The 24075-nt window shown below is 45.5% G+C and carries 21 protein-coding genes and 1 tRNA gene; 15 read left to right on the top strand and 7 right to left on the bottom strand.

Translation table 11 applies throughout. The annotated features are described in order from the left end of the window. Nucleotides 1-189 precede the first annotated feature (189 nt). Nucleotides 190-531 carry a YegP family protein gene (locus FHQ30_RS06800; RefSeq protein WP_139611544.1) on the bottom strand — a complete coding sequence of 114 codons (342 nt, stop codon included), beginning with the start codon at nucleotides 529-531 and terminating at the stop codon, nucleotides 190-192. 219 nt (nucleotides 532-750) lie between these two features. Here FHQ30_RS06800 and ycaO point away from each other — a divergent pair, with 219 nt between their 5' ends. After that, complete coding sequence (gene ycaO, locus FHQ30_RS06795; RefSeq protein WP_139611543.1) at nucleotides 751-2553, top strand: 30S ribosomal protein S12 methylthiotransferase accessory factor YcaO; 1803 nt, start codon at nucleotides 751-753, stop codon at nucleotides 2551-2553. Between the two features lie 49 nt (nucleotides 2554-2602). Here the strand turns inward: ycaO and FHQ30_RS06790 are convergent, their stop codons facing one another. Continuing rightward, entirely contained in the window at nucleotides 2603-3187 is a 585-nt protein-coding gene (locus FHQ30_RS06790; protein WP_139611542.1) for a DUF1287 domain-containing protein, read from the bottom strand. A gap of 109 nt (nucleotides 3188-3296) precedes the next feature. Further along, nucleotides 3297-4736, bottom strand: a complete 1440-nt coding sequence (gene pyk / locus FHQ30_RS06785) for a pyruvate kinase (RefSeq protein ID WP_139611541.1) — start codon at nucleotides 4734-4736, stop codon at nucleotides 3297-3299. A gap of 215 nt (nucleotides 4737-4951) precedes the next feature. Here pyk and sixA point away from each other — a divergent pair, with 215 nt between their 5' ends. After that, complete coding sequence (sixA, locus tag FHQ30_RS06780) at nucleotides 4952-5419, top strand: phosphohistidine phosphatase SixA (RefSeq protein ID WP_139611540.1); 468 nt, start codon at nucleotides 4952-4954, stop codon at nucleotides 5417-5419. Nucleotides 5420-5492: 73 nt separating this feature from the next. On the opposite strand, the gene FHQ30_RS06775 is transcribed toward sixA, so the two are convergent. Then, a tRNA-Met gene (locus FHQ30_RS06775) sits at nucleotides 5493-5569 on the bottom strand. Between the two features lie 244 nt (nucleotides 5570-5813). Between FHQ30_RS06775 and mltA the strand changes: the two genes are divergently transcribed. The 8 genes from mltA to FHQ30_RS06735 all read left to right on the top strand — a co-directional run bounded on the left by mltA (nucleotide 5814) and on the right by FHQ30_RS06735 (nucleotide 15279). Further along, nucleotides 5814-6911: a murein transglycosylase A gene (mltA, locus tag FHQ30_RS06770; protein WP_139611539.1), complete on the top strand. Its 1098-nt coding sequence runs from the start codon at nucleotides 5814-5816 to the stop codon at nucleotides 6909-6911. A 3-nt stretch (nucleotides 6912-6914) separates the two neighbouring features. Next, on the top strand, nucleotides 6915-7688 hold the full coding sequence (gene tcdA / locus FHQ30_RS06765) for a tRNA cyclic N6-threonylcarbamoyladenosine(37) synthase TcdA (RefSeq protein WP_139611538.1): 774 nt from the start codon (nucleotides 6915-6917) through the stop codon (nucleotides 7686-7688). Between the two features lie 40 nt (nucleotides 7689-7728). After that, nucleotides 7729-8739 carry a zinc ABC transporter substrate-binding protein ZnuA gene (znuA, locus tag FHQ30_RS06760; RefSeq protein WP_442805682.1) on the top strand — a complete coding sequence of 337 codons (1011 nt, stop codon included), beginning with the start codon at nucleotides 7729-7731 and terminating at the stop codon, nucleotides 8737-8739. 123 nt (nucleotides 8740-8862) lie between these two features. After that, nucleotides 8863-10863, top strand: a complete 2001-nt coding sequence (locus FHQ30_RS06755) for a transglycosylase SLT domain-containing protein (RefSeq protein WP_139611536.1) — start codon at nucleotides 8863-8865, stop codon at nucleotides 10861-10863. Nucleotides 10864-10920: 57 nt separating this feature from the next. Beyond that, nucleotides 10921-11226, top strand: a complete 306-nt coding sequence (gene trpR / locus FHQ30_RS06750; RefSeq protein ID WP_139611547.1) for a trp operon repressor — start codon at nucleotides 10921-10923, stop codon at nucleotides 11224-11226. After that, a complete protein-coding gene (mtgA, locus tag FHQ30_RS06745) occupies nucleotides 11226-11975 on the top strand; it encodes a monofunctional biosynthetic peptidoglycan transglycosylase (RefSeq protein ID WP_139611535.1) in 750 nt (249 codons plus the stop codon). The genes trpR and mtgA overlap by 1 nt, the downstream gene beginning before the upstream one ends. A gap of 3 nt (nucleotides 11976-11978) precedes the next feature. Then, nucleotides 11979-13265 carry a hypothetical protein gene (locus tag FHQ30_RS06740; RefSeq protein WP_139611534.1) on the top strand — a complete coding sequence of 429 codons (1287 nt, stop codon included), beginning with the start codon at nucleotides 11979-11981 and terminating at the stop codon, nucleotides 13263-13265. A gap of 67 nt (nucleotides 13266-13332) precedes the next feature. Next, nucleotides 13333-15279, top strand: coding sequence for an LTA synthase family protein (locus tag FHQ30_RS06735; RefSeq protein ID WP_139611533.1), 1947 nt, complete (start codon nucleotides 13333-13335; stop codon nucleotides 15277-15279). Between the two features lie 76 nt (nucleotides 15280-15355). Here the strand turns inward: FHQ30_RS06735 and FHQ30_RS06730 are convergent, their stop codons facing one another. Beyond that, a complete protein-coding gene (locus FHQ30_RS06730) occupies nucleotides 15356-16960 on the bottom strand; it encodes a methyltransferase regulatory domain-containing protein (RefSeq protein ID WP_139611532.1) in 1605 nt (534 codons plus the stop codon). A 186-nt stretch (nucleotides 16961-17146) separates the two neighbouring features. Here FHQ30_RS06730 and FHQ30_RS06725 point away from each other — a divergent pair, with 186 nt between their 5' ends. The 5 genes from FHQ30_RS06725 to degS are packed head-to-tail and all read left to right on the top strand — an operon-like array spanning nucleotide 17147 to nucleotide 22333. Continuing rightward, complete coding sequence (locus FHQ30_RS06725; RefSeq protein ID WP_139611531.1) at nucleotides 17147-19084, top strand: DNA topoisomerase III; 1938 nt, start codon at nucleotides 17147-17149, stop codon at nucleotides 19082-19084. Between the two features lie 29 nt (nucleotides 19085-19113). Next, complete coding sequence (locus tag FHQ30_RS06720; RefSeq protein WP_139611530.1) at nucleotides 19114-19617, top strand: DUF6622 family protein; 504 nt, start codon at nucleotides 19114-19116, stop codon at nucleotides 19615-19617. Between the two features lie 24 nt (nucleotides 19618-19641). After that, nucleotides 19642-20112, top strand: a complete 471-nt coding sequence (nrdR, locus tag FHQ30_RS06715; RefSeq protein ID WP_139611529.1) for a transcriptional regulator NrdR — start codon at nucleotides 19642-19644, stop codon at nucleotides 20110-20112. Continuing rightward, on the top strand, nucleotides 20112-21257 hold the full coding sequence (gene ribD, locus FHQ30_RS06710; protein WP_139611528.1) for a bifunctional diaminohydroxyphosphoribosylaminopyrimidine deaminase/5-amino-6-(5-phosphoribosylamino)uracil reductase RibD: 1146 nt from the start codon (nucleotides 20112-20114) through the stop codon (nucleotides 21255-21257). Before nrdR ends, ribD begins: the two co-directional genes overlap by 1 nt. After that, nucleotides 21251-22333, top strand: coding sequence for an outer membrane-stress sensor serine endopeptidase DegS (gene degS, locus FHQ30_RS06705; protein ID WP_139611527.1), 1083 nt, complete (start codon nucleotides 21251-21253; stop codon nucleotides 22331-22333). The genes ribD and degS overlap by 7 nt, the downstream gene beginning before the upstream one ends. Nucleotides 22334-22361: 28 nt before the next feature. On the opposite strand, the gene FHQ30_RS06700 is transcribed toward degS, so the two are convergent. Together FHQ30_RS06700 and FHQ30_RS06695 are read right to left on the bottom strand one after the other, a co-directional pair. Then, complete coding sequence (locus FHQ30_RS06700; protein ID WP_139611526.1) at nucleotides 22362-23207, bottom strand: CsiV family protein; 846 nt, start codon at nucleotides 23205-23207, stop codon at nucleotides 22362-22364. A gap of 30 nt (nucleotides 23208-23237) precedes the next feature. Further along, entirely contained in the window at nucleotides 23238-23867 is a 630-nt protein-coding gene (locus FHQ30_RS06695; RefSeq protein ID WP_139615122.1) for a chalcone isomerase family protein, read from the bottom strand. Nucleotides 23868-24075 lie beyond the last annotated feature (208 nt).

Raw genomic sequence — 24075 nt, 5'->3', positions numbered from 1 at the left:
TTTTAAACGACAACTCAAAATATAAACAAAGATCAACAGACCCTAGCTTTTGCCATAAATAAAAAATCCTCGTGAATTAACTGCCACGAGGATTATAGTGGAATTTATTCAAACAACCATTTTGTCTACTATGCCTGTAACTGCTACATAGTACTATTAAAAACCGCACTTTGAGCAGTAAGACTTTGATTATTCCGTAGTTTTATCTTTGATCACGCTAGTTGCGGCGTTACGGCTGACTGAAGCAATGCCTTTTTTGGCGATGGCTTCTGAGCTGTAATATTGACTGCGACCGATTTCTTGATGATTTTTGGCTTTCAAAATGAAATACGGCTTATCGTTTTTCGCCACCCGGATTTCATAGGCGGCTGGATCTGCACCGTTTTTTTGCACCGAAGCAATGCCATTTTCCGCAGCTGCTCGGGTTTTATACAGTTCACTGGTCAAAATGACTTGACTGTTTGCTGCTTTTAAGTTGAACATAAATTGTCCATCTTTTGCCACTTTTAATTCATACCAACCTTGTGCCATGGTTTACTCTCCTTCGTTTAAAATAATTAAAAAATCGTAGGATTTGCCCTGCGATCTGCGTTACCAGCCACGCTAGATAGGATAATTTTTTTTTAATTTATTTCAATGCTTTTGTTATAAAAAATCAGCTTTGATCACAAATGTTTCTTGCTGAAAGTGCGGTTCTTGCCTATTATGCCGCTCAATTCTATTTTTTAGCTAATAACACAAGAGATCAGCATGACGCAACAAACCTATATCACCGGTAAAGATGCTGCACTGGAAGACAGCATCCAGCGCTTTCAAAGCAAATTGCAACAATTGGGCTTCAACATTGAAGAAACCTCTTGGTTGAATCCGGTGCCGAATGTGTGGTCGGTACATATCCGCGATACGGATTGTCCGCAATGTTTCACCAACGGCAAAGGCGCCAGCAAAAAAGCAGCGCTGGCATCAGCATTGGGCGAATATTTTGAGCGCCTTTCCACCAACTATTTTTTTGCTGATTTTTTTCTGGGTAGTGAGATTGCCGAAGGGGAGTTTGTGCATTATCCGACAGAAAAATGGTTTCCGATCGTGGACGAAAACGAACTGCCTGTTGGGATATTAGATGATTATCTGCATCAATATTACAATCCACAACAAGAGCTGACCGCACTTCAGTTGGTGGATTTACAATCGGGCAATGCGGCACGTGGCATTGTGGCGATGCCGTATATTCGCCAACGTGATCTGCAAACAGTGTATATTCCGCAAGCGATTATTGCCAATTTATATGTTTCCAATGGCATGTCTGCCGGCAACAGTGAAAATGAGGCACGGGTGCAAGGCTTGTCGGAAGTGTTTGAACGCTATGTGAAAAACAAGATTATCAGCGAAGCCATCAGTCTGCCGGAAATTCCAGGGGAGGTGATAGCGCGCTATCCGCATATTCAAGAGGCAATTGAAAGTCTTGAAAAACAAGGCTTTCCAATTTTAGCTTATGACGCTTCGCTGGGCGGACAATATCCGGTGATTGCGGTGATTTTGCTGAACCCAAACAATGGTACCTGCTTTGCCTCGTTTGGCGCACACCCGAATTTCAAAGTTGCCTTAGAGCGCACCGTCACCGAGCTATTGCAAGGACGGAGCTTGAAAGATTTGGATGTGTTTATGCCGCCATCGTTTGATAATGCGGATGTGGCTGAACATGCCAATTTGGAAACGCACTTCATTGATTCTAGCGGTTTAATTTCATGGGATCTGTTTAAACAGCAGAGTGATTATGCCTTTGTCGATTGGGATTTTTCCGGCAGCACCGAGCAGGAATTTGCCAATTTGATGGCTATTTTCAATGCCGAACAGCAAGAGGTGTATATCATGGATTACAACCATTTGGACGTTTATGCCTGTCGGATTATTGTGCCGGGAATGTCGGATATTTATCCGGTGGATGATCTGATCTACGCCAACAATAATATGGGCATGGAGTGGCGTGAGATTTTGCTTGATCTACCGCACTTTCACCATGATAAGGAAACTTATCTGGAACTGTTGGAGCAGTTGGACGAACAAGGTATTGATGATTTTACCCGTGTGCGTGAATTTATCGGCATTGTAGCGCCACCAAAATCCGGTTGGCAAACGTTGCGGATCGGCGAGCTGAAATCGATGCTCTATCTTGCCTGTGGCGATTGGGAAAATGCGCTGGATTGGGCGAACTGGACAATGGAAACCACCGCTTCGGTGTTTAGTGATGAGCGTAATAATTACTACCGTTGTTTGATTCAGTCACTGCAACTGTATTTAGATGACAAGCGCGATCCGGCACAATATCGTGTGGTCTTTAACCGTTTATACGGTGAAAGTGCGGTTGCAATCTGCTGGGCAGCGATCAACGGTGGCAATCCGTTCTACGATTTAATTGCAGGCGATGAGTCGTTGGCAACGTTTGGCGCACACCAAAAATTGCTTGCTGCCTACCAGAAATTACAACGTTCCAAAATATCAAAGTGCCAAACAATGTACCATGGTGCGGTTTTATCGTCGCTAAACAGTGACTAAATTGAAAATTGATTAGCAATAGGGCGGATTTTACTCCGCTCTATTAGCTTCAATAACGATAATGCCCAATCATGTTATATTTCAGCAACACATCTTCTTCCTGCGTACCAAAACCAATATTGTGAATCACCAGTGGAACACCGCTGCGGTTCTTTTTGTCGGACACGATGCCAATATGTGGCGCATTATTTGGCAAACGCCAAGTGACGATATCGCCGGCAATAAAATCCTCGATCTCAGTGAGTGACCGCACTTTGGCGTGGCGGTTAAAAAAGGTTTCCAGATTTGGCACACGGCGGTGGTCGATATTGCGGTCAGTCGATTTCAGCCCCCAGATTTTAGGGTATTTGTTCCAGGCTTTTTTCATGTCTTCGTGCACCAGTTGTTGTAAATCTCGGTTTTGATGGCGCAAGGCACGGATCACCACATCGGTGCAAACACCTTTGTATTGGGCAATATCGCCCATCGGATAGGCTAAACGTTGATAGCCGGAATCATAAAACAAGGTGACACCAATCTGTTTTCTGGCATCGTTAACCAACTGTTTACCGTCTATGTTGGCAGCTAAAACAGGAGAAACAAGCAGTAGGCTGAAGCATAACCCACAACATAACCTACAAAGTCTTTTTATCATTGATATATCCTCATGCTGACGAAATAAAGGTTTAGTAAACAAAAAACCTCTCGTGTTAGGCGAGAGGTTTTGTCAGTATCATCAAAATCGTAATTTGATTATTTTGTGATTATTCAACCACTAAAGTACGGCAAGTGTTAGTGCCGCCTTCGGCAAGCTCGTCACCCTGTGTTAACAATACCAAATCACCAGAAACTAAATAGCCTTTATCTTTCAGCAGTTCAATCGCATTTTTTGCGCCTTCTACAGTACGGCTGGCTTCCTCACAATAAACCGGGGTGACGCCACGGTATAACGCTGCTAAATTCAACGCTTGTTGATTACGGGAAAGCGCAAAGATCGGCAAGCCGGAGCTGACACGCGACATTAAAAGTGCGGTACGGCCAGAGCTGGTCATCGCGATAATGGCACTGACGCCTTGTAGGTGGTTGGCGGCATACATTGCAGACATCGCTACAGACTCTTCAATGTTGTTAAATACCGCATCCATACGGTGGCGGGAAACATTGATGCTTGGCATTTTTTCTGCACCCAGACACACTTTTGCCATTGAGGCAACGGTTTCAGCGGGGTATTGACCGGCTGCAGTTTCAGCAGACAACATTACTGCGTCAGTTCCGTCCAGCACCGCATTCGCTACGTCCATCACTTCGGCACGGGTCGGCATCGGATTGCTGATCATCGATTCCATCATTTGAGTGGCGGTGATCACAACACGGTTTAATCGGCGTGAACGGCGGATCAATTTTTTCTGTACGCCGACCAATTCAGGATCGCCGATTTCAACCCCTAAGTCACCACGGGCAACCATGATCACATCGGAAGCAAGGATCACATCGTCCATGGCTTCATCGCTGGCAACGGCTTCGGCACGCTCAACTTTCGCGACGATTTTAGCGTTTAAGCCGGCTTCAGTTGCCAATTGGCGCGCATAATGCAAATCTGCACCGTTGCGTGGAAAAGAGACTGCCAGATAATCTACGCCAATTTTTGCCGCTGTGATAATATCAGCTTTATCTTTTGGTGTTAAAGCGTCAGCGGATAAACCACCACCTAATTTGTTGATCCCTTTGTTGTTTGACAACGGGCCACCGACAGTGACTTCGGTGAATACTTTGTTGCCTTCGGTAGACAACACTTTCAATTGCACACGACCGTCGTCTAATAACAGAATATCGCCAGGCACGACATCTTTTGGTAATTCTTTATAGTCTAGACCTACACCGTTTTGATTGCCTTCACCTTTCGGTAAATCGGCGTCCAGTACGAATTTGTCACCGATATTTAACAAAATTTTGCCGTCTTTAAATGTAGAAACGCGAATTTTAGGCCCTTGCAGGTCACCTAAAATTGCGACTTGTTTGCCTAATTTTTTTGCAATTTCACGCACGCGGTTGGCACGGCCGATATGATCATCCGGAGTACCATGAGAAAAGTTCATACGAACGACATTGGCACCAGCCGCTATAATTTTTTCCAGGTTGTTATCACGGTCGGTTGATGGGCCCATAGTACAAACAATTTTCGTTCTTCTCAGTCTTCTAGACATGAACATACCTCTAAAGTATTAGTTGTTGATTAAATATTACGTGTTTTTGATAGAAAGCTTGCTATCAGTGATAAAATTGGCGTTATTATACGCTCAAATTAAATTTAGATCGAGATCACAAACTGGAAATTTTTGTTTTGTTTGCCATTACAAACGGTTATCTTAGTAGCATAAAATTTGATTAAAACGATTTATTAAAATACGAAGGGGGTTATATGCGAATTTTTATTATGCGCCACGGTGAAGCTGAAACTATGGCAAAAATCGATGCGGACAGAAATTTGACCGCTCATGGGATACAGCAAGCGAAAGAGCAGGGAGAATGGTTGACTGAAGCCGCCAACCATATTGATCGGGTGATTGTCAGTCCGTATAACCGTGCTTTGCAAACCTATGAGCATTTGGCGGCAAGCACGGCAACCAATATGCCGTCGGAAATTGAAACCTGGGAGGCGGTAACGCCTTATGGCAACAGCACCATGGCGGTAGATTATTTATCCAATTTATGTCGCGATGGGGTAAAAAATGTGTTGATTGTTTCCCATTTGCCGTTTGTGGAAGATTTGGTGACCGCACTTTGCGAATCGCCGCAGCAGGTTGGGTTCAGTACCGGCACGATTGCCGAAATTGAATGGCAAGGGGAGCAAGGCGAGTTTATTTGTAGTAACCGTCCTGAGGTTTAATCAAATAACCATGTAAATTGTACAGGATTCAAACGCAAAAAAGCATCTCGTGATGAGATGCTTTTTTAAAATCTGGTTGCGGGGGCTGGATTTGAACCAACGACCTTCGGGTTATGAGCCCGACGAGCTACCAAGCTGCTCCACCCCGCGTCTGTAGGAGGCGTAATATACGCTTTTTTTATCATAATACAAGTGGATTTTTCAGAAATTTTTTTAAGTGTCGAAATAAACATCAAATTGCGTATTGTCTATCAGATTATTGCCCATTATAACGAAAGGTCGCTAGAAAGAGAGGGGATCGCCTCTATATTTTCCCCCCCTTTTTTGTTAATGTACTGCTCTTTAGTTAAATTTAGCCAAATTTTAGTCATCATATACAGGAAGAGCAGGATCCATGATCAAATCTAAGATTCAATTCGGGTTGATTGCTTCGGCAATTTTATTTTTATCCGCATGTGGCTCTACGCCAAGCAATACTCAGCAGGATGAACGCAGCCTGCATCAAAAAATGGGCGCGGTGTATCAAGGTCGTAGTTATATTAGCCCGGCACAAAATCTGGTGCCGGTTTCAGCTGTTGCCAACAGCGGTAACGTGGTCAATCAAGGGGATTTTTTAACCCAATTGTCGATTATTGAAAACACCTCGCCACGCATGGCAAATAATTATGCCTCGACTTACAATAAGGTGGTCGGCTGGGTGTTGTCGGGGGCAAATGTTGAACAGCTTAGCCAATATGGTGTTAATTTGCAGCAGATGCGTGGGGAAGATGGTTATCAAAATGTGCTGATGACGGGTTATTTTTCACCGGTTATCCATGCGCGTAGAACTCCGCAAGGCAAATATCAGCATCCGATTCATGCCTTGCCGACAGATAAGCGGTATAGCCGTGCGCAAATTTATGCCGGTGCGTTAAACGGCAAAGGAATGGAACTGGCATACAGTGATTCGATGTTGGACAACTTCTTACTCGGTGTGCAGGGCAGTGGCTATGTGGATTTTGGCAACGGTACGCTGAACTATTTCGCTTATGCCGGACAAAATGGTTTTAAATATCAGGCAATCGGGCGTTTGTTGGTTGAACAGGGCGAAATTGAAAAAGAGAAAATGTCGATTCAAGCAATTCGTGACTGGGCGAACCGCAATCCGTCACGTTTGCAGGGGTTGCTGGAGCAGAATCCGTCTTATGTCTTCTTTAAAAATGATCCCAACGGCAAAGTGCGGGGATCGGCAGGCATTCCGTTAGTACCGTTGGCGTCGTTGGCGTCCGATCGCAGTGTGATCCCATCCGGCAGCGTGTTACTGGTGGAAGAACCGTTGATCGATAATAAAGGTAACTGGACTGGGCAACACCAATTGCGCCTGATGGTGGCATTGGATGTGGGTGGCGCGGTTAAAGGTCAGCATTTCGATCTCTATCAAGGTATCGGTGACGATGCCGGACATCGAGCCGGCTTGATGAAGCACTATGGGCGTGTTTGGTTATTGAAATAAAATATGGAACGAATGGATAACTACCAGCGCCGTTTTGGCGGCATCGGGCGATTGTACGGACCACAAGCGTTGTCGGTATTGGCGGCAGCACATGTTTGTGTGGTGGGCATCGGTGGCGTTGGTTCATGGGCGGTGGAAGCGTTGGCGCGTAGTGGTATCGGTAAGATTACCTTGATCGATATGGACGATATTTGTGTCACCAATGTAAACCGTCAGTTGCCTGCGCTGAGCGATAATATTGGACAATTGAAAACTGAGGTTATGCAACAGCGGATTGAGCAAATTAACCCGCAATGCCAAGTGACGGTGATCGATGATTTTTTATCACTGGATAATATGGCTGATTACATTCGCACTGATTTCGATTATGTGATTGATGCGATTGACAGTGTCAAAGTCAAAGCAGCGCTGATCGCCTATTGCAAACGCAATAAAATTCGGGTGATCAGCACGGGGGGCGCCGGCGGGCAAACTGATCCGACCCAAATTCAGATCGCCGATTTAAGCCGTACCATTCAAGACCCGCTGGCGGCAAAAGTGCGGTCGTTACTGCGCAAACAGTACCATTTTAGTCAGAATCCAAAACGAAAATTTGGGGTCGATACCGTTTTTTCGACCCAACCACTTATCTTCCCGAAAATGGAAGGTGATTGCCAACTGTCCGCGAGTATGAATTGTGCCAACGGATTCGGTGCGGCAACCATGGTGACGGCGACTTTTGGTTTTTTTGCCGTTGCCAGAGTGCTGGAAAAGCTGTTAAGCCAACCAGCCAATTAATAGGGATAATCCCTCATCTTAACAAGGAAAAAGCATGAAAATAATAAATAAATCATTGGCAGGCGTGCTCCTCACAACTATTGCCTACACTGCCCAGGCAGAGATTGTCACAACGGTTAAACCGCTCGGATTTATTGCCGCTGCGGTGGCAGACGGTGTCACCCCAACCTCGGTATTGTTGCCGACAGGGGCTTCACCGCACGACTATAATATGCGCCCGTCAGATTTGCAGCGGCTGCAACAAGCCGAACTGGTGGTTTGGGTCGGGCAGGATCTGGAAACATTTCTCAGTAAAAGCATCAGTCGTTTAGAACCTAAGAAAGTGCTGCAAATTGAGAAAATGGACGGCATTCAACAGCTGTTGGGGGAAGCGCTGCATGTACATGCGGATGGCGATGATCATGGACACGACCATCACGGTCATGATCATGATCACGCCCACGATCATGATCATGATGGCCCGCCGGGGCAGCAGGATGAACACGATCATGATCATGACCACGCAGATGGGCACGATCACGAGCATGGTGGACTACAAACCGATTGGCATGTTTGGTTTTCAAGTGATATCAGTGAAAAAATTGCTGAACAAATCGCAGCTCGTCTAAGCCAAAATTATCCGGCGAAAACCGATTTGATCCAACAAAATTTAGCAGAATTCAAACAAGGAATCAGCACAAAACAGCAGCAGTTGAGAAAACAGTTGGATCCGATTAAAAGCAAGGGTTACTATGTTTTCCATGATGCGTACGGCTATTTTGAACGCCAATACGGCTTAAACCGTTTAGGTTCGTTTACCATCAACCCGACAGTAGCGCCGGGCGCGAAAAAACTGAATGAAATCAAAGCGGATATTGATGCTCACAAAGCACAATGCCTATTTGCTGAGCCACAATTTACCCCGCGTTTGTTGGAAACACTGCATAAAAAGACAGGGATAAGATTGGGCGTAATCGACCCGATGGGCGAAAAAATCGCATTAAGTAAAACCGCTTATAGCGACTATTTGCAATCGCTGGCGGACAGTTTTTCACAGTGTTTAGCAAAATAGTTTTTCTTGCTAAAAAGTTGAACTTAGCGAATTTTTAATGTCTGTGGCAGTCTAACACCTTGTGTTGTTTTGGCGTATGCCGAAATCTGCAAGGTGTTTTTTATTGTCATTATCGGAGAAAGTATGAAGCGGAACATCGGTATAATTTGCGGCTTGTTTGGCGGGATGTTGCTACAGGCACCGGTTTTAGCCGAACCATCGACGCCCTTAACGAGGGAGCAACAACGTGAGATTTACCAAAAAGCCGAAGCGCTGCTACCGTTATCTGCGGCAAACAATCAGTTTGCTGTGGTAGATCGACTGATTGCCCGTTTGGAAGGCTATCCACTGCTGCCTGATCTACAATATCAACGCTTAATTCGTGATACATCACAGCTTTCGGCACAAAAAATCACGCAATTTGCACAACAATATCCCACATTGGCGGCGGAAAAAAATCTAGACCGCACTTGGTACCAAACCTTACAACAGCGGCAGGATTGGCAGGGCATTTTGCAATTCAGTGCGACACCGCCGCAGGATCGAATATCGCGCTGTATCTATTTTGCCGCACAAGCCCGTCAAGTGGAAACTGGTCAAGGACAAGCACGGCAAACCGCACTTGCGGCAATGGACTGGCAGCCGGTCAGTCAAATATGGTTAAATGGCGCTTCGCTGCCGGCGGCATGTGATGATCTTTTTAGTCTGTGGCAAGCTGCAGGGCAACAGACCGATGAGTTGGTTCGCCAGCGGGCATTGTTGGCATTTGCGCAGGGTAGTGATGGCGTGCTGCGGCATCTGCGTAACCAAAGTGATGATGTGGTTTTGACCGCTTGGCTAGAGAATTTAGTCGAGTTGCGTACCAATCCACAAGCATTAACTTTGTTTGTACAAACGGCAGCTGTTGATGCCAACAATGCCGAGATTATTCAGCAAACTTTCCCACGCTATGTCAATCAACTGAACGAAAGTGAAATATCCGCTGCCGATCCGTTTGCACCATATGCCGAATGGAGTCAGCGCTTCGGTTTAAATGCTGAACAAACTATTGCTTGGCGCAGTGCCTTGATCAGCAAACTGTTTGACTCCGACAATCCGCAGCTTCAGCGCTGGCGTGATCAGCAGTTGCAGCAATTAAAGCAAGACAACTTGACCGAGCGCCGCATTCGCTTGGCGATTTTGGCACAGCAGGATTTATCCAGCTGGCTGAATTTGTTGTCAAACGAGGCAAGATCGCAACAAGAGTGGCGGTTTTGGCAAGCATTTGATGATGATAAAAAAGGTCGCAAAACCCAGGCTCGACAACAGTGGCAACAACTGGCGCAAGAGCGTGGTTTTTATCCGATGCTAGCGGCTGAGCAATTGAATCTAGATTACCAACCGTACTTTGCCTTGCTGGATCAAGCACAAGCTGAAATGGGGCTGCAACCATTGGCGGCAGAGTTGGAGCGCATTGAGGAGTGGCTTGCTGTGGGGCAATATTCTCAAGCCAAACAAAGCTGGTCGCAGTTATTGGCGCAGCAACAAAAAATGACACAAATTGCGTTGGCGGAGTATGCCAATCGCAAGCAATGGTATGAATTCGGCGTGCAGGCGACCATTCAAGCCAAAGCCTGGGACTATTTGACGCAACGGCTACCGTTTGCCTATCCGTTATGGTTTGAATTGAATTTGCAAGGCAAATCGATCAGCTCGAGTTTTGCGCTGGCGATCGCGCGCCAAGAGAGTGCTTGGGATCCGAATGCACAATCTCATGCCAATGCACGTGGCTTAATGCAGTTGTTGCCGAGTACCGCAAAAGCGACGGCGGATAAGTTTGGTTTGCCATATAATAATGAACGGCAACTGTTTGATACATTCGATAACATCATGTTGGGCACGCAGCATTTGCAAGAGCTGGCAGATCGCTTTGGCAACAACCGTATTTTTATTGCTGCGGCTTATAATGCTGGCAGCAGTCGGGTCGATCGTTGGCTGAATCGTGCCGGCGGGCGCTTGAGCATGGCAGAGTTTATTGCCACGATTCCGTTTTACGAAACACGTGGTTATGTACAGAATGTGTTGACCTTTGATTATTATTATCAAATGCTCGCCGGCAACAAACGAATAAAATTCGCCAAAATAGAAGCCGATCGATTATACTAGTGTGACAGTACAAACAGCAGAAAGAGTGTGTCTATGCTAAAAAATATGCTAAAAAATATGCAAAAAGATCAGTCGAATATTGCTTCAAAAAGTAAACAACAGCAGTGGAGTGAGTTTATTGAATTGCTGCGTCAGGCGTTTGCTGATGGCAGGGAGGAGCAGTTGCTGACCCTGCTATTGACCGCTGACGAGCGTGATGCTTTTGGGCTGCGGGTCAATATTATTCATGAACTATTGAGCAAGAATCTGTCACAACGGGACATTCAGCAGAAATTAAATACCAGTGCTGCCACCATCACGCGCGGTTCGAATATGCTGAAAACCATGCCGGATGAGTTTTTGCAATGGTTACTCAGGCATTGATGGCAAAATATTTTCGCACTAAAACATTTTTTTCAGGCAGAAAGTGCGGTTGGTTACGCAAACGTGCCCGTTTTTTATGCAAATGGCTTGGACGCGGACTAGCCGTGGTGGTGTTGCTGACCGCACTTTTCCGTGTTGTGCCGATTCCGTTTTCCGCCTATATGCTGCAACAAAAACTGGGGCATTGGTTCAGCGCCGATTTCGGTTATGAACTACATTACGACTGGGTCGCACTGGATAACATCAGTTGGCAGATGCAGCTGGCGGTGATTGCCGCTGAAGATCAGCGTTTTGATCAACATTTCGGTTTGGATTTTGCGGCAATTCAATCGGCATTGGATCATAATGCCCGCTCGAATCGCACCCGTGGTGCTTCAACCATTTCACAGCAGACCGCCAAAAACCTGTATTTATGGCATGGACAGAGCTGGCTACGCAAAGGGATTGAAGTGCCGACCACCTTGATGTTGGAGCTGCTATGGGATAAACGGCGGATTTTGCAGGTCTATCTGAATATCGCCGAATTTGGCGAGGGGATTTTTGGTGTTGAAGCGGCGGCGCAGCACTATTTCAACAAATCAGCGGCACGCTTGAATGCCAATGAAGCAGCATTGTTGGCGGCAGTGCTGCCGAATCCGATTTTATATCGAGTAGACAAACCGTCTGGTGCAGTGCTGCGTAAACAACAATGGATTATGCAACAGATGAATGCGTTGGGCGGCAGAGCCTTTTTGCAGAAGTTGGAGTAAATCATGAAAAAAAACATCCGTTTTCAAAGCGCAAAACAGCATAAACAGCAACGGTTGTTGCGCGAATTAGAGCAGAAGTTTTTCACCGCTTATGCAAAAGGACAGTATGCACTTGCCATCACACTGCAACAGCAACTGCTTGGTCTTGCACCGTCGGCAGAAAAGTGGAGCAATTTATCTACTTGTTATGTCAAGTTGGCGGATTGGCAAAAGGCAATTGATGCGGCAGGGCAAGCACTAAGATTGGATAGTCAAAATTTAAATGCCTATGATGCGCTGTCGCACGCCTGTAGTGAAATTGGCAAGTTTGATTTGGTGAAGATTTACGGTAAAGCCGCATTGGAAATCCGTGATAGACGTTTTTGTGATAAAAAATTTGAGTTGAATACGTTGTCGAGCGGGCAAAAGTGCGGTCATAAAAAGATCATTGCTTTTTCGTTATATGGTGGTTCGCCAATTTATTGCGAACCGGCGGTGATGAATGCCGAGTTGCGAGCGAGAATTTACCCGGATTGGATCTGCCGTTTTTATATTGATGATAGCGTACCGCAAGCAGTGGTACAGCGTTTGACCCATTATGATGCGGTTGAAATTGTGTATGTCAGCACTGAACAGAAAAAACTACCGGCTACGATGTGGCGTTTCTTGGCATTAGATGATGATGACGTCGAGCGGGTGATTTTCCGTGATGCGGATTCGGTGATTTCACAGCGTGAAGCGGAAGCCGTTGAGGCGTGGCAAAACAGTGACAAGGCATTTCATATGATCCGTGACAGTGGTTCGCATACCGAATTGATGTTGGCTGGTTTATGGGGCGCTGTTGCTGGCGTTTTACCGTCGATGTTGATGTTGATTCAGGATTATATGAAAAAAGAAAAAATGGATTCGCGCTTTGCTGATCAATATTTCTTGAGAAGTTATATTTGGCCGGTTGCACGTGATCAGATGTTGCAGCATGACTCGTTATTTGGTTTTATGGGCGCAGCGGATCTCCCCAGCCCCAATCCACATGGGTTGAATAAATTGACCATCGGTTATAATGAAGGCTGCCCGCATTTTAGTGCACCGGTGAATTTCCCGGATAAAACCGTGGTGGTTTGGACACTTGAAAGTGAAATTGATCCGCTTATCAACCAAGACGGGAGCTTTAATTATCGTGAACGCACCACCATTTGTCATTACCAAACGGTGGTGAAAAACGGTAAAATTGAGGGCAACTTACCGTGGCGTTATCTGCAAGGCATTGCCGAAGGCAAAAGTGCGGTTCGGGTCAGAAAAGCCGATGACTAAAAAAACGAAGAACTTTTTTGTTTTTATAAACTCTAACCACAACACAGACCCTATAACAGGTTGAATAATGTCGAATTTGAAAAAATACTTGGGATCGTTATATCCGGTAATTTGTTTTACTTTGATTAATTTATTAGTGCTCTCTTTAAGCCGTATTGGGTTGGCAATTTGGCAGCGCGAGCGGGTCAGTGCGGTTGACGGCTGGGCGGAATTGCTGCTGCAAGGTATCCGGATTGATATTGTGGCACTGTGTTGGCTGTTCGGTATTTTTGCACTGCTTAGTGTACTGCTGGTTTCAGATAATAAAGTGGGACGCACCTATGTGTGGCTGTTGCGTGTCGTGCTGACTGCAGGCAGTGTATTTATCCTGTTTATGGAAGCCTCAACCCCGGATTTTATCGCTACCTACGATTTCCGCCCGAACCGCCTGTTTATCGAATATCTGGTTAATCCGAAAGAAGTGTTCACCATGTTGGCGAACGGGCATTTGCTGTCGTTGGTGTTGGTACCGATTTTGTCGCTTGCGGTCACCTGGTTGTATTGGCGTTTGGCAAAACAGGTGACCACCGATTTAAGCTATTTCCGCTGGCGTTTTCGCCCGTTTATTGCGCTGCTTGTGGCAGCGTTAGTGTTTGTTGGCGCACGCTCTAGTTTGCAACATCGCGGTATTAACCCCTCAATGGTGGCGTTCTCCTCTGACGGACTGGTCAATTCGCTGGTGTTGAATTCCGGCTATTCGGTGCTGTTTGCCTTGCAGCAGATGAAAGATGAAGATAATTCCTCGGAAACTTACGGCAAAATGCCGTTTGCAGAAGTACTGCAAACCTTGAAAACCTTACGTGGCAGAGCGGAGAGCGACTATCTTAATCCGGAAATTCCGACGCTAACGTTTAACCAAGCCAGTTATCAAGGCAAACCGAAAAATATTGTGATTATTTTAGAGGAGAGCTTGGGCGCACAGTTTATTGGTAGTTTAGGCGGCAAGCCATTGTCACCGCAGTTTGACCAATTGGCACAACAAGGTTGGTTATTTGAAAATTTATATGCTACCGGCACTCGCTCGGTACGCGGGATTGAGGCGATCACCACCGGTTTTACCCCGACCCCGGCAAGAGCGGTGGTCAAACTGCCCGGCAGCCAAAACGGATTTTTCAGTATCGCTGAATTGTTGAAACGCCAAGGTTATCACACCTCGTTTATTTACGGCGGTGAAAAGCATTTCGATAATATGGCAAGCTTTTTCTACGGCAATGGTTTTCAGACCATCGTTGATCAGGCGGATTACAAAAATCCAAAATTTGTTGCCACTTGGGGCATGAGTGATGAAGATTTGTTTGATAAGGCTAACGAAAAATTCACTGAATGGAACAAAAATGATCAACCGTTTTTCAGCTTGGTGTTTACGTCGAGCAATCACGATCCGTTTGAATTTCCGGACAATAAAATTGAACTCTATGAACAGCCGAAACAGACCCGCAATAACGCTGCTAAATATGCTGATTTTGCGTTAGGCTATTTCTTTGAGATGGCGAAAAAGTCGGATTATTGGCAGGATACGATCTTTTTAGTGGTGGCGGATCATGATTCCCGTGCCGCAGGTGCAGCACTGGTGCCGATTCAGAATTTCCACATTCCGGGTTTAATTTTGGGTGAGGGAATTGAACCGCGGCGCGATAACCGTTTAGTCAGTCAAATTGATATGCCGACCACGTTGTTGTCGTTGGCAGGGATTAGCGGCGAGAACCCAATGTGGGGTTATGATTTGACGCAAGCGGTAGATCCGAACCGAGCTTTGATGCAATTTGATAAGAATTTGGCTTATATGAAAGGGGATACGGTGACAATTTTGCAGCCGAATATTGAAGCAAAAGGGTTTAAGTATGATGCCAAAACGCAGCAATTGACGGCGAACGATTTAAATCCGCAATTGGCAAAAGAGGCATTGGCGTATGCGTTATGGGGCAGTTATAGTTATAAAAACCGTTTATATAAGCTGCCAGAAGAGAAAAAATAAAGTTATCTTCCTAAAAACGCAAATATATAAATCAGGGCGTGATAAAACATGCCCTGATTTATTTCACTCTACGCCATTAGCCGACCAATACTCCGCTATTACACCAATTTTGCAGCGCATTATTCAGAAACTCAGTTGTGAGTTTCTGCACGTCTGCCAGATCGGTAATTTCATCGGCTGTGCCATTATCCGCAGTGTTGCGGTTAAATTTAATTTTGCCCTCTTGGTGATGGCGTAGCAAAATAGCATGTAAGTTTTCCAGCGTCTGTTGCCCGTCTAGATGCGGCAATAAAATAGATTGAATTAAATCAAGCGATAACATCTCGTTGCGCGCATTCACGATATAATTGCGTAAAGAAAAATAGCGGCGATTAAAGTCCGATATCATTGGGCGTTCGCTAATATAATTGATCGGCCGATTGGTAATCGGTGGCGTGCCGCTGATATGTAATAGCCCAGAAATAATTAGCCGCAGCAGTAAATGGGTGATGAATTCCAGACTATAATGCTGTTGCGCTGTCTCGTTAAGTGCTTGTTGATATTCTTTAATATTGAAAAAACAGTTATCGAAACGGCAAAGAACGGTTAATGCTTCAAGCTCGGCTATATTTTGTGTGCGATAAAATTGGTTAGCATTATGGTTAAAGATAAAATAAGTATAGTCAGGCGCATCCGGGCGAGGCGACTGTTCTTGTTTGATTGAAATAGAAAAATGGCAAGATTGTACGGTTTCGGCGCTAATATGCCGTTGCAACCGATTGCTGGTTGTTTGCGGAATAAACAATGATTGACGGAATTGGCGATTATTGAGGTAATCAAGATATTGCTCTAGCACCACCTGTTGGTTATGGCTGGCATTAAGCAGATCACGATGAATTTCAACGCCCCAATTTTCCGGAAAAGAGCTGGAAATTTCGGCATCATTTAAATAAGCCAGTTGATGTGATTCTGCTTTATTGACCATTTCGCTGAAATAAAGCGGGGAGTTGTGAATTTCCAAGAATTCATGAGCCAAATAATAGGGGGCAGAACGTTGTACCAAGCCGTCAACATTTTGCATAATGCGCTTGAACATCGTATTTTCAGGCGCTTTTTCGTGCATATACCCAATCATGGCCTTAGCGTGCTCAACTTTTGCAACGGGATCCTGGATGTCTCGTGTGTGGAATAGCATCGCATCACGGGCAATTTCTAACGATTTCCAGCCGGGATAAACATTGTAGCTGATATAGGCAATACCATCGCTTTTTAGGTGTTTTCTGATGACATCGAAAATACCGCTTTGCACAAAATCAGGCACCCAGCTGTAAACACCATGACAGATGATATAGTCAAATAACCCAAAAGATTCTGGAATATCAGTGATGCTAAGATGATGTAATTTTACACGTTGTTGCAACCCCATCTGTTCAACAATTTGCAGGCCTTGCGCTATTTGAACTTGAGATAAATCTACACCGACGACTTCAACTTCCGGATAGAAAAAGGTTATCGGGATAATATTTCCACCGCTGGCGCAACCCAGCTCAAGTATCCTAGCTTGAGTTAAATCAGGAGGATTTAAGCCAAATAGTTGACCAATAGCCTGATGCAGCGGAGGAAAAGATTTAGCAAAAGGGTGAGAAACATAAGGAAAATCATCATAGGATTTAGCATTTTTTTGTAGTAGGGTAGTATCCATAATAAGCCTTTGACATTGAATAGAGTGGGCGTTTTGATTCTATCGCAAATAGTCTAGGGTGAATAGCATTGCCTATAGGTAAAGCCGTTGCCTGACAAAATACACGATTCGGTTGTGACTTAAGGCGGTAAGTGCGGTAAGATCGCATATTGATTGAATTTTGATAGACAACGGTATGGTAGTTTTATGCGATTGTTTATAGCTGAAAAACCCAGTCTTGGGCGAGCCATTGCTGATGTATTGCCACAGCCACATCGCAAAGGCGATGGTTTTATCCAGTGTGGTGAGCAGGATTATGTCACTTGGTGTATCGGGCACTTGCTCGAACAAGCGGAGCCGGAGGCTTACGATCCGAATTTCAAACAGTGGCGTTTAGAGCATCTGCCAATTATTCCGCAGCAATGGCAACTCAACCCAAAACAAAGCACGGCCAAACAGCTGAAGGTGGTGCTCAATCTGATTAAACAAGCCGATCAATTGATTAATGCCGGCGACCCTGATCGCGAAGGGCAATTGCTGGTGGATGAAGTATTTAATTATGCCGGGTTGAGCGAGCAAAAACGTAGCCAAATTCAGCGCTGCTTAATCAGCGATCTCAACCCCAGTGCGGTCAGCAAAGCGATTCAAAAATTGCAGTTCAACCGCGATTTTATTCCACTGGCAACATCGGCCTTGGCGCGTGCCAGAGCGGATTGGCTCTATGGCATTAACATGACCAGGGCTTATACCATTCGTGGCAGACAAGCCGGTTATAACGGGGTGCTGTCGGTCGGGCGAGTGCAAACACCGGTGTTGGGGCTGATTGTGCGGCGTGATCTGGAGATTGAAAATTTCCAGCCGAAAGATTTTTACGAAGTGTTGGCGCATGTTCAAACCGATGAGCAACCGCCACAGACCTTCACCGCACTTTGGCAGCCGAGCAAAGCCTGTGAGGATTATCAAGACGAAAATGGACGGGTGTTGTCGCAAGCATTGGCCGAAAATGTGGCAAAGCGGATCAGTGGGCAGCCGGCAATTGTCAAACAGTATAGCGACAGCCAAGAAAAAGAGACTGCCCCTCTGCCATATTCGCTTTCTGCCTTGCAAATTGATGCGGGTAAGCGTTATGGACTCTCGGCACAACAGGTGCTGGATACTTGCCAGCGACTGTATGAAGTGCATAAATTGATTACCTATCCACGTTCCGACAGCCGTTATCTGCCGGAAGAGCATTTTGCCGATCGAAGTGCGGTTAGCGCAGCGATTTCCCAGCACAGCCAGCTTTATCAAACCTTGCCGGAGATTGTGGATTTATCGCAGAAAAACCGCTGTTGGAATGATAAAAAAGTCGAAGCGCACCATGCCATTATTCCGACAGCGAATCGTAGGCAAATTCATTTGTCAGTGAATGAGCAGCAAATTTATGACTTGATTGCCCGACAATACCTGTTTCAGTTTTGTCCTGATGCAGAATACCGTAAAACCAAGATTGGTTTGGAAATTGCCGGCGGACAGTTTTTGGCGCAGGCACGAGGCTTGCAAACTGCTGGCTGGAAGCAGCTGCTTGGTAAAGAAGACCAAGATGAAAATCAGCAGGCTGCCTTACCGAAAGTGAAAAAAGGGCAGCAACTCTGGTGTGAAAAAGGCGAAATTGTCAGCAAAAAGACCCAGCCACCGAAGCCGTTTAATGATGCGACGTTATTATCGGCGATGACCGGTATTGCACGTTTTGTACAAGATAAAGAGTTGAAGAAAATTTTGCGTGAAACGGACGGCTTAGGCACGGAAGCCACCCGCGCCGGAATTATTGAGCTGCTGTTCAAGCGTGGGTTTATCATCAAAAAAGGACGCAGTATCACCAGCACCGAAGCCGGACGGATTTTAATCCAAGCCCTGCCGGAAAGTGCAACGTTGCCTGATATGACCGCTCACTGGGAATCGCAGCTAGACGGTATCAGTCGTAAACAGGCCAGTTATCAGCAGTTTATGCAGCAGTTGCTGGTCACTTTGCCGCAGATGTTGAATCAGTACGATTTCCAATCGTTGCGGTTGTTGCGTCAGGTTTCGCCACCATCGAACAGCAAACGCAGCGCTTATAAAAAAGCAAAATCGCAGAGCGCTCAAAATATAAACAAACACCAATAGACCCTATACTGAGAATAAAAGGAAAAATTATGTTAACATTTGTTCAGCATGTGCCGATTTGGGTTTGGGGATTATTGATCTTTTTGCTTGTGATCGGCTGGTTAGCGAGTCAAGATCGTGAAATGCCGATCAGCAGATTATTTATCTTGCCGATAGCGTTTTCTATTTGGCTGCTTGTCGGTAGTGCGGTGACGTTTTCCGGTGCTTTTAAGCTGTTTTTTCCCTTGTTACTGCTTGGCTTTATTTTGGGTTTTGCTTGGTGGTGCAAGGTTATACCGAAGCAGTATATTGTGCGCACGGCACAACATAGAATTTTTTTAGCCGGATCATATTTTACGTTGATTTTTGCCTTGTCAGTGTTTATGGTGAAATTCATACTGACGTCAGCCTTGGCCATTAACCCAACATGGACGAATAACATGAGCTTTTTATTGAGCTATGCGCTAATTAACGGGTTTTTCAGTGGCTTTATTTGGGGGCGAACGTATCGGCTGTATCGTCGATGTGATCCTCACCAGAAAACGACGTTATAATTAATAAAAATAAAAGGAGTTTTTATGCACTGTCCTTTTTGTTCTGCCTTGGATACCAAGGTGATCGATTCTCGTTTGGTGGCAGATGGCTATCAAGTGCGTCGTCGCCGTGAGTGTTTGCAATGCCGTGAGCGCTTCACCACCTTTGAAACAGCGGAATTGGTGACGCCGAAAATTATTAAAAGCAATGATAACCGTGTGCCGTTCGATGAGAAAAAACTGCGTTCCGGCATGATGCGGGCATTGGAAAAACGCCCGGTCAGTGCGGATGATGTCGAGAAAGCGCTCACCCATATTATTCATCAACTGCAAGCCAGCGGCGAGCGCGAAGTGCCGAGCAAGTTGGTCGGTACTTTGGTGATGGAAGCGCTGAAAAAACTGGATAAAGTGGCTTATATCCGTTTTGCTTCGGTATATTTGAGTTTTGACGACATTAAACAATTTGGCGATGAAATTGAAAAATTAACCAATGAAACCAAAAATAAGGAAACGTGATGACCGTCTATTTTTCGAATGAAGATCAACAATTTATGCAACGGGCTATGGAGCTGGCAGCGCGCGGTCGTTGGACCACGGCGCCTAATCCGATGGTTGGTTGTGTGATCGTAAAAGACGGCAATGTGATTGGCGAAGGCTATCATCAATGTGCCGGAGAAGGCCATGCAGAAGTCAATGCTTTTAACGCTTGTACTGAAAGTGCGGTTGGGGCAACCTTATATGTCACGCTGGAGCCTTGCGCGCACTTCGGAAAAACCCCCCCTTGTGCTTTGAAAATTATCGAAAACGGTATCAAAAAAGTGGTGATCGCCATGCGCGATCCTAATCCGTTGGTGGCAGGAAAGGGCATTGAGTTGCTGCAACAGGCAGGGATCGAGGTTGTGATTGGGTTGCTGGCAGAGCAGGCGGAAGAACTGAATAAAGGCTTTTTGAAACGAATGCGCTGTGGTCGTCCGTTTGTGCAGTTAAAAATGGCAATGACAATTGACGGCAAAACAGCGACAGCCAGTGGCGAAAGCAAATGGATTACCGGCGAACAGGCGAGAGCCGAGGTACAGGATTACCGTGCTTGCGCCGGCGCGATTTTATCGGCGAGCGGCACAGTGTTGGTGGACGATCCGTTGTTGAATGTGCGTTGGCAGCAATTGCCGCCAGCGGTGCAGCAAGTTTATCCTGAATCGGCAATTCGGCAACCTGTGCGTGTGATCATGGATTCAAAACACCGGATTCGTCCTTATCATAAGCTGTTCGGCGTAGAAAGTGCGGTCTGGCTGGTCGGGGCAGAACATAAACCGCGTGATCTCAGCGCATTTCCTGATTTTGTCGAGGCGATTTATCTGGATCCACAGCAGCACCAGCTCTCGGCCTTAATGGGCGAATTAGCGCAGCGACAAATTAATATTTTATGGATTGAAGCCGGTTCCAATCTAGCCGGGTCGTTAATCAGTGCGGGTTTAGTTGATGAATTGATTGTGTATATCGCGCCGAAACTGCTTGGCGATCAAGCCAGAGGACTGTGCCATATGCCGGATTTACACCATCTTGCTGATGCACCACAGTGGCAGTTGATCAGCCATGAAGTGATTGGCGAAGATATTAAGCTGATCTATCGTCCCAAACATTTAACGGAGGAAAAATGCTGAAAAAGTTATTGCAATCGGCGTTGATCGGGCTGTGTACGGCCGCAGTTGTTTTGGCGCTGCTTCCTCTGCTTCAAGGTAACCGCAATTTATTTTCGCGGCAAAATGATGATTTGCAGGTTGTCTCCTATGCCAGTGCGGTGCGAATCGCCTCTCCGGCTGTGGTCAATGTGTATAATCAATCGTTGCAAGCCAGCAGTCTTGACCGTGGTTTGAGTGATAATGGTTTGAGCAATAATGAAGTACGGGTCAATAATCTCGGTTCTGGTGTGATTATGCGTGCTGACGGCTACATTCTCACCAATCGCCATGTGATCAGTAACGCCGATCAAATTGTGGTGGCGTTGCAAAACGGGCAGATTTATCAAGCCGGGCTGGTCGGGTCTGACAGTTTAACGGATTTGGCGGTATTGAAGATTCAAGCGGAAAATCTGCCGACGATTCCGCAAAATAAACAGCGACGGGTCTCGGTTGGTGATGTAGCTTTGGCAATCGGTAATCCGTATAACTTGGGACAGAGCGTCAGCCAGGGCATTATCAGTGCCACCGGACGTAGCGCGCTGGGGGAGATCGGACGTCAAAACTTTATTCAAACTGACGCTTCGATCAATCGCGGCAATTCCGGGGGGGCATTGATTAATACCGCCGGAGAGCTGATCGGAATTAACACGTTAAGCATTGGCAAAGACAGCAGTGAAATTGCTGAAGGACTGAGTTTTGCGATTCCGATTAATATCGTCAATGATGTATTGAAAAAAATTATTCAAGATGGGCGTGTGATCCGTGGTTATTTTGGGGTGGAAAGCCAGATTTTTTACAATAATGAAGATCAATTGGGCTTAAATCAACGTGGCGTGTTGGTCACAGCGGTTGCACCAAACGGTCCGGCATATCAAGCCGGTATTTTACAAGGCGATTTGATTGTGCGTTTTAACGGTAAAGCGGTGAATTCACCGACCGATCTACTGCAAATTATTTCTGATACCCGTCCGGGAACAGTGGTTGAAGTACAAGTTGAAAGACTTGGACAATTACTCAATCTTCCGGTGACAATTGCTGAATATCCGACAATGGGTTAGATCTGAATGTTAACCGCACTTATGGCGGTTATTGCAGTTCATTGTTATTTTCACTATTAACGCCTTTTAACGGTTTTCCGTCAGCGCTGTTGATCAATACCAGAATCCCGAATAAAGGGTGATCAAAATACATCATTTGGTTATCGGTATAGCTGCTTTGGCTTTGATACTGAATAGTATGTCGTTGAGCGGTTTGTTGGGTTTCGACGTTGGCCGAATCCTCTTTGACTGCATCAATATCCGGCACGGTCGAAACCGCACTTTGTGCTAGATTAGCAAAGGCTTGCTGAGCGTTTCCGCTCAGTGAATCATAACTAAATGCTAGGTTGAAGTTGAGCTCAATTTTATCGTCTTGCCAAATTAACAATCGCCCGTCAATGGCTGGAACCGTGGAAGGATCAGATTGGATTCGAAGCGGAAAACTGTTGCTCTGTTGCAGCAACGGCTGAGACCAAGCCTGGTGGTAAAAAGGAATATAAGCGCCATGCTGCTGAAATTTTGTAAAAATTTCATTGAGTTGCATCTGATCTGGGGCTAAAGTTCGGGCTTGCGGCAGCTCTGCTGACGGTAGTAGCACATCCTCGAGTGGGATGGCAGAAGTTAATTCAGGAAATTTTTGGTTTAAGCTGTCCTGTTCAAAGAGCCGCTGGAAGATAATTAATTCTACATTAATTTGAGTGGCATATTGATTTTCATTATTTTGCTCGGTTATGACAACTGGCGGTATCGTCGTGTTTTCTACTGACGTAATTGGCGCTGGTGCCGGCACACTATTTTGAGTGGGTGCAGTTTGATCGGCGTAAGCTTGTGCGCCAAATATACATAGTGCTAAGGATTTAACAGTTAGTGCCCAAAAGGATTTGGATAACGTCATCACAGGTACTCCATCTATAACCGTGTCAAATCAACTGGCTTCCACACTTTGGCTACCGCTCAGTCCGGGTGTGTGCGGTAAAGGTTGCGGATCTTTGCTTTCGTTTTCTACCGGAGCGGTTTCCAATTGGCGCGGTGGCGTCGGGTAGTCGCTCGGCTGTTCAGTTTTATTTTCACCCAATAATTTGCTTTGCAGCCGTTTGAAACTGCTTTGCGGTGAGAGCCAAATGTCTAAGAAAGCTTGGTTAAATTCACTGCCGAATTTAGGTTCGAGTACCGTATCATTCAAGACAAAATAGCCGGTATCGTCTAAAGCAATGTAATTTAATAAATCTTTTGGTTGAAAGTCCGGCAAGGTTTGCTCTAATTTTTTAGCCCACAAATCTTGGGTTTCCGCCGGAATTTGCGGTGCGATATTGCTCAGCTCTTTTTTTAGCGTAATAGCAAAATTTTTGCCTTCCACCGGCTTGGCATAATTCAGAGTCAGCATCAGCGGACGTTGGTTAGGTTGATATTGCCCGTTTTCACTGTATAGCGTGATGGTATAGATATGAAACGGTCCCCAAGTGTAGTCAACCGTTCCGACCGGCAGCCAGTTAGCAAATACCGAATTGCCGAACAGCAAAACAAATGAAGTGGCGACAATTTTCAATAATTTCATAAATAACAACCGAAAGAAAAATTAAAATGACAAAATTTGTGTGATTATAACATAAATAATTAGAACTGCTATTGAGCAGAAACAGGATTGAGCAGAAACAGGATTGGCAGCAAAAGGTGAATAACAAATAACGGGATCATTTGATCCCGTTTTAGACTGCTGACAAAGGTTAAAATACACGATTAATATTGTAAAAGTAGGGGCGGAT

The organism is Testudinibacter sp. 'clade 2' (genome assembly GCF_006227735.1).
Classification (GTDB): Bacteria; Pseudomonadota; Gammaproteobacteria; order Enterobacterales; family Pasteurellaceae; genus Chelonobacter.
The sequence above is the reverse complement of the archived record's forward strand: the minus strand, read 5'-3'. Positions and strand labels throughout refer to the sequence as shown.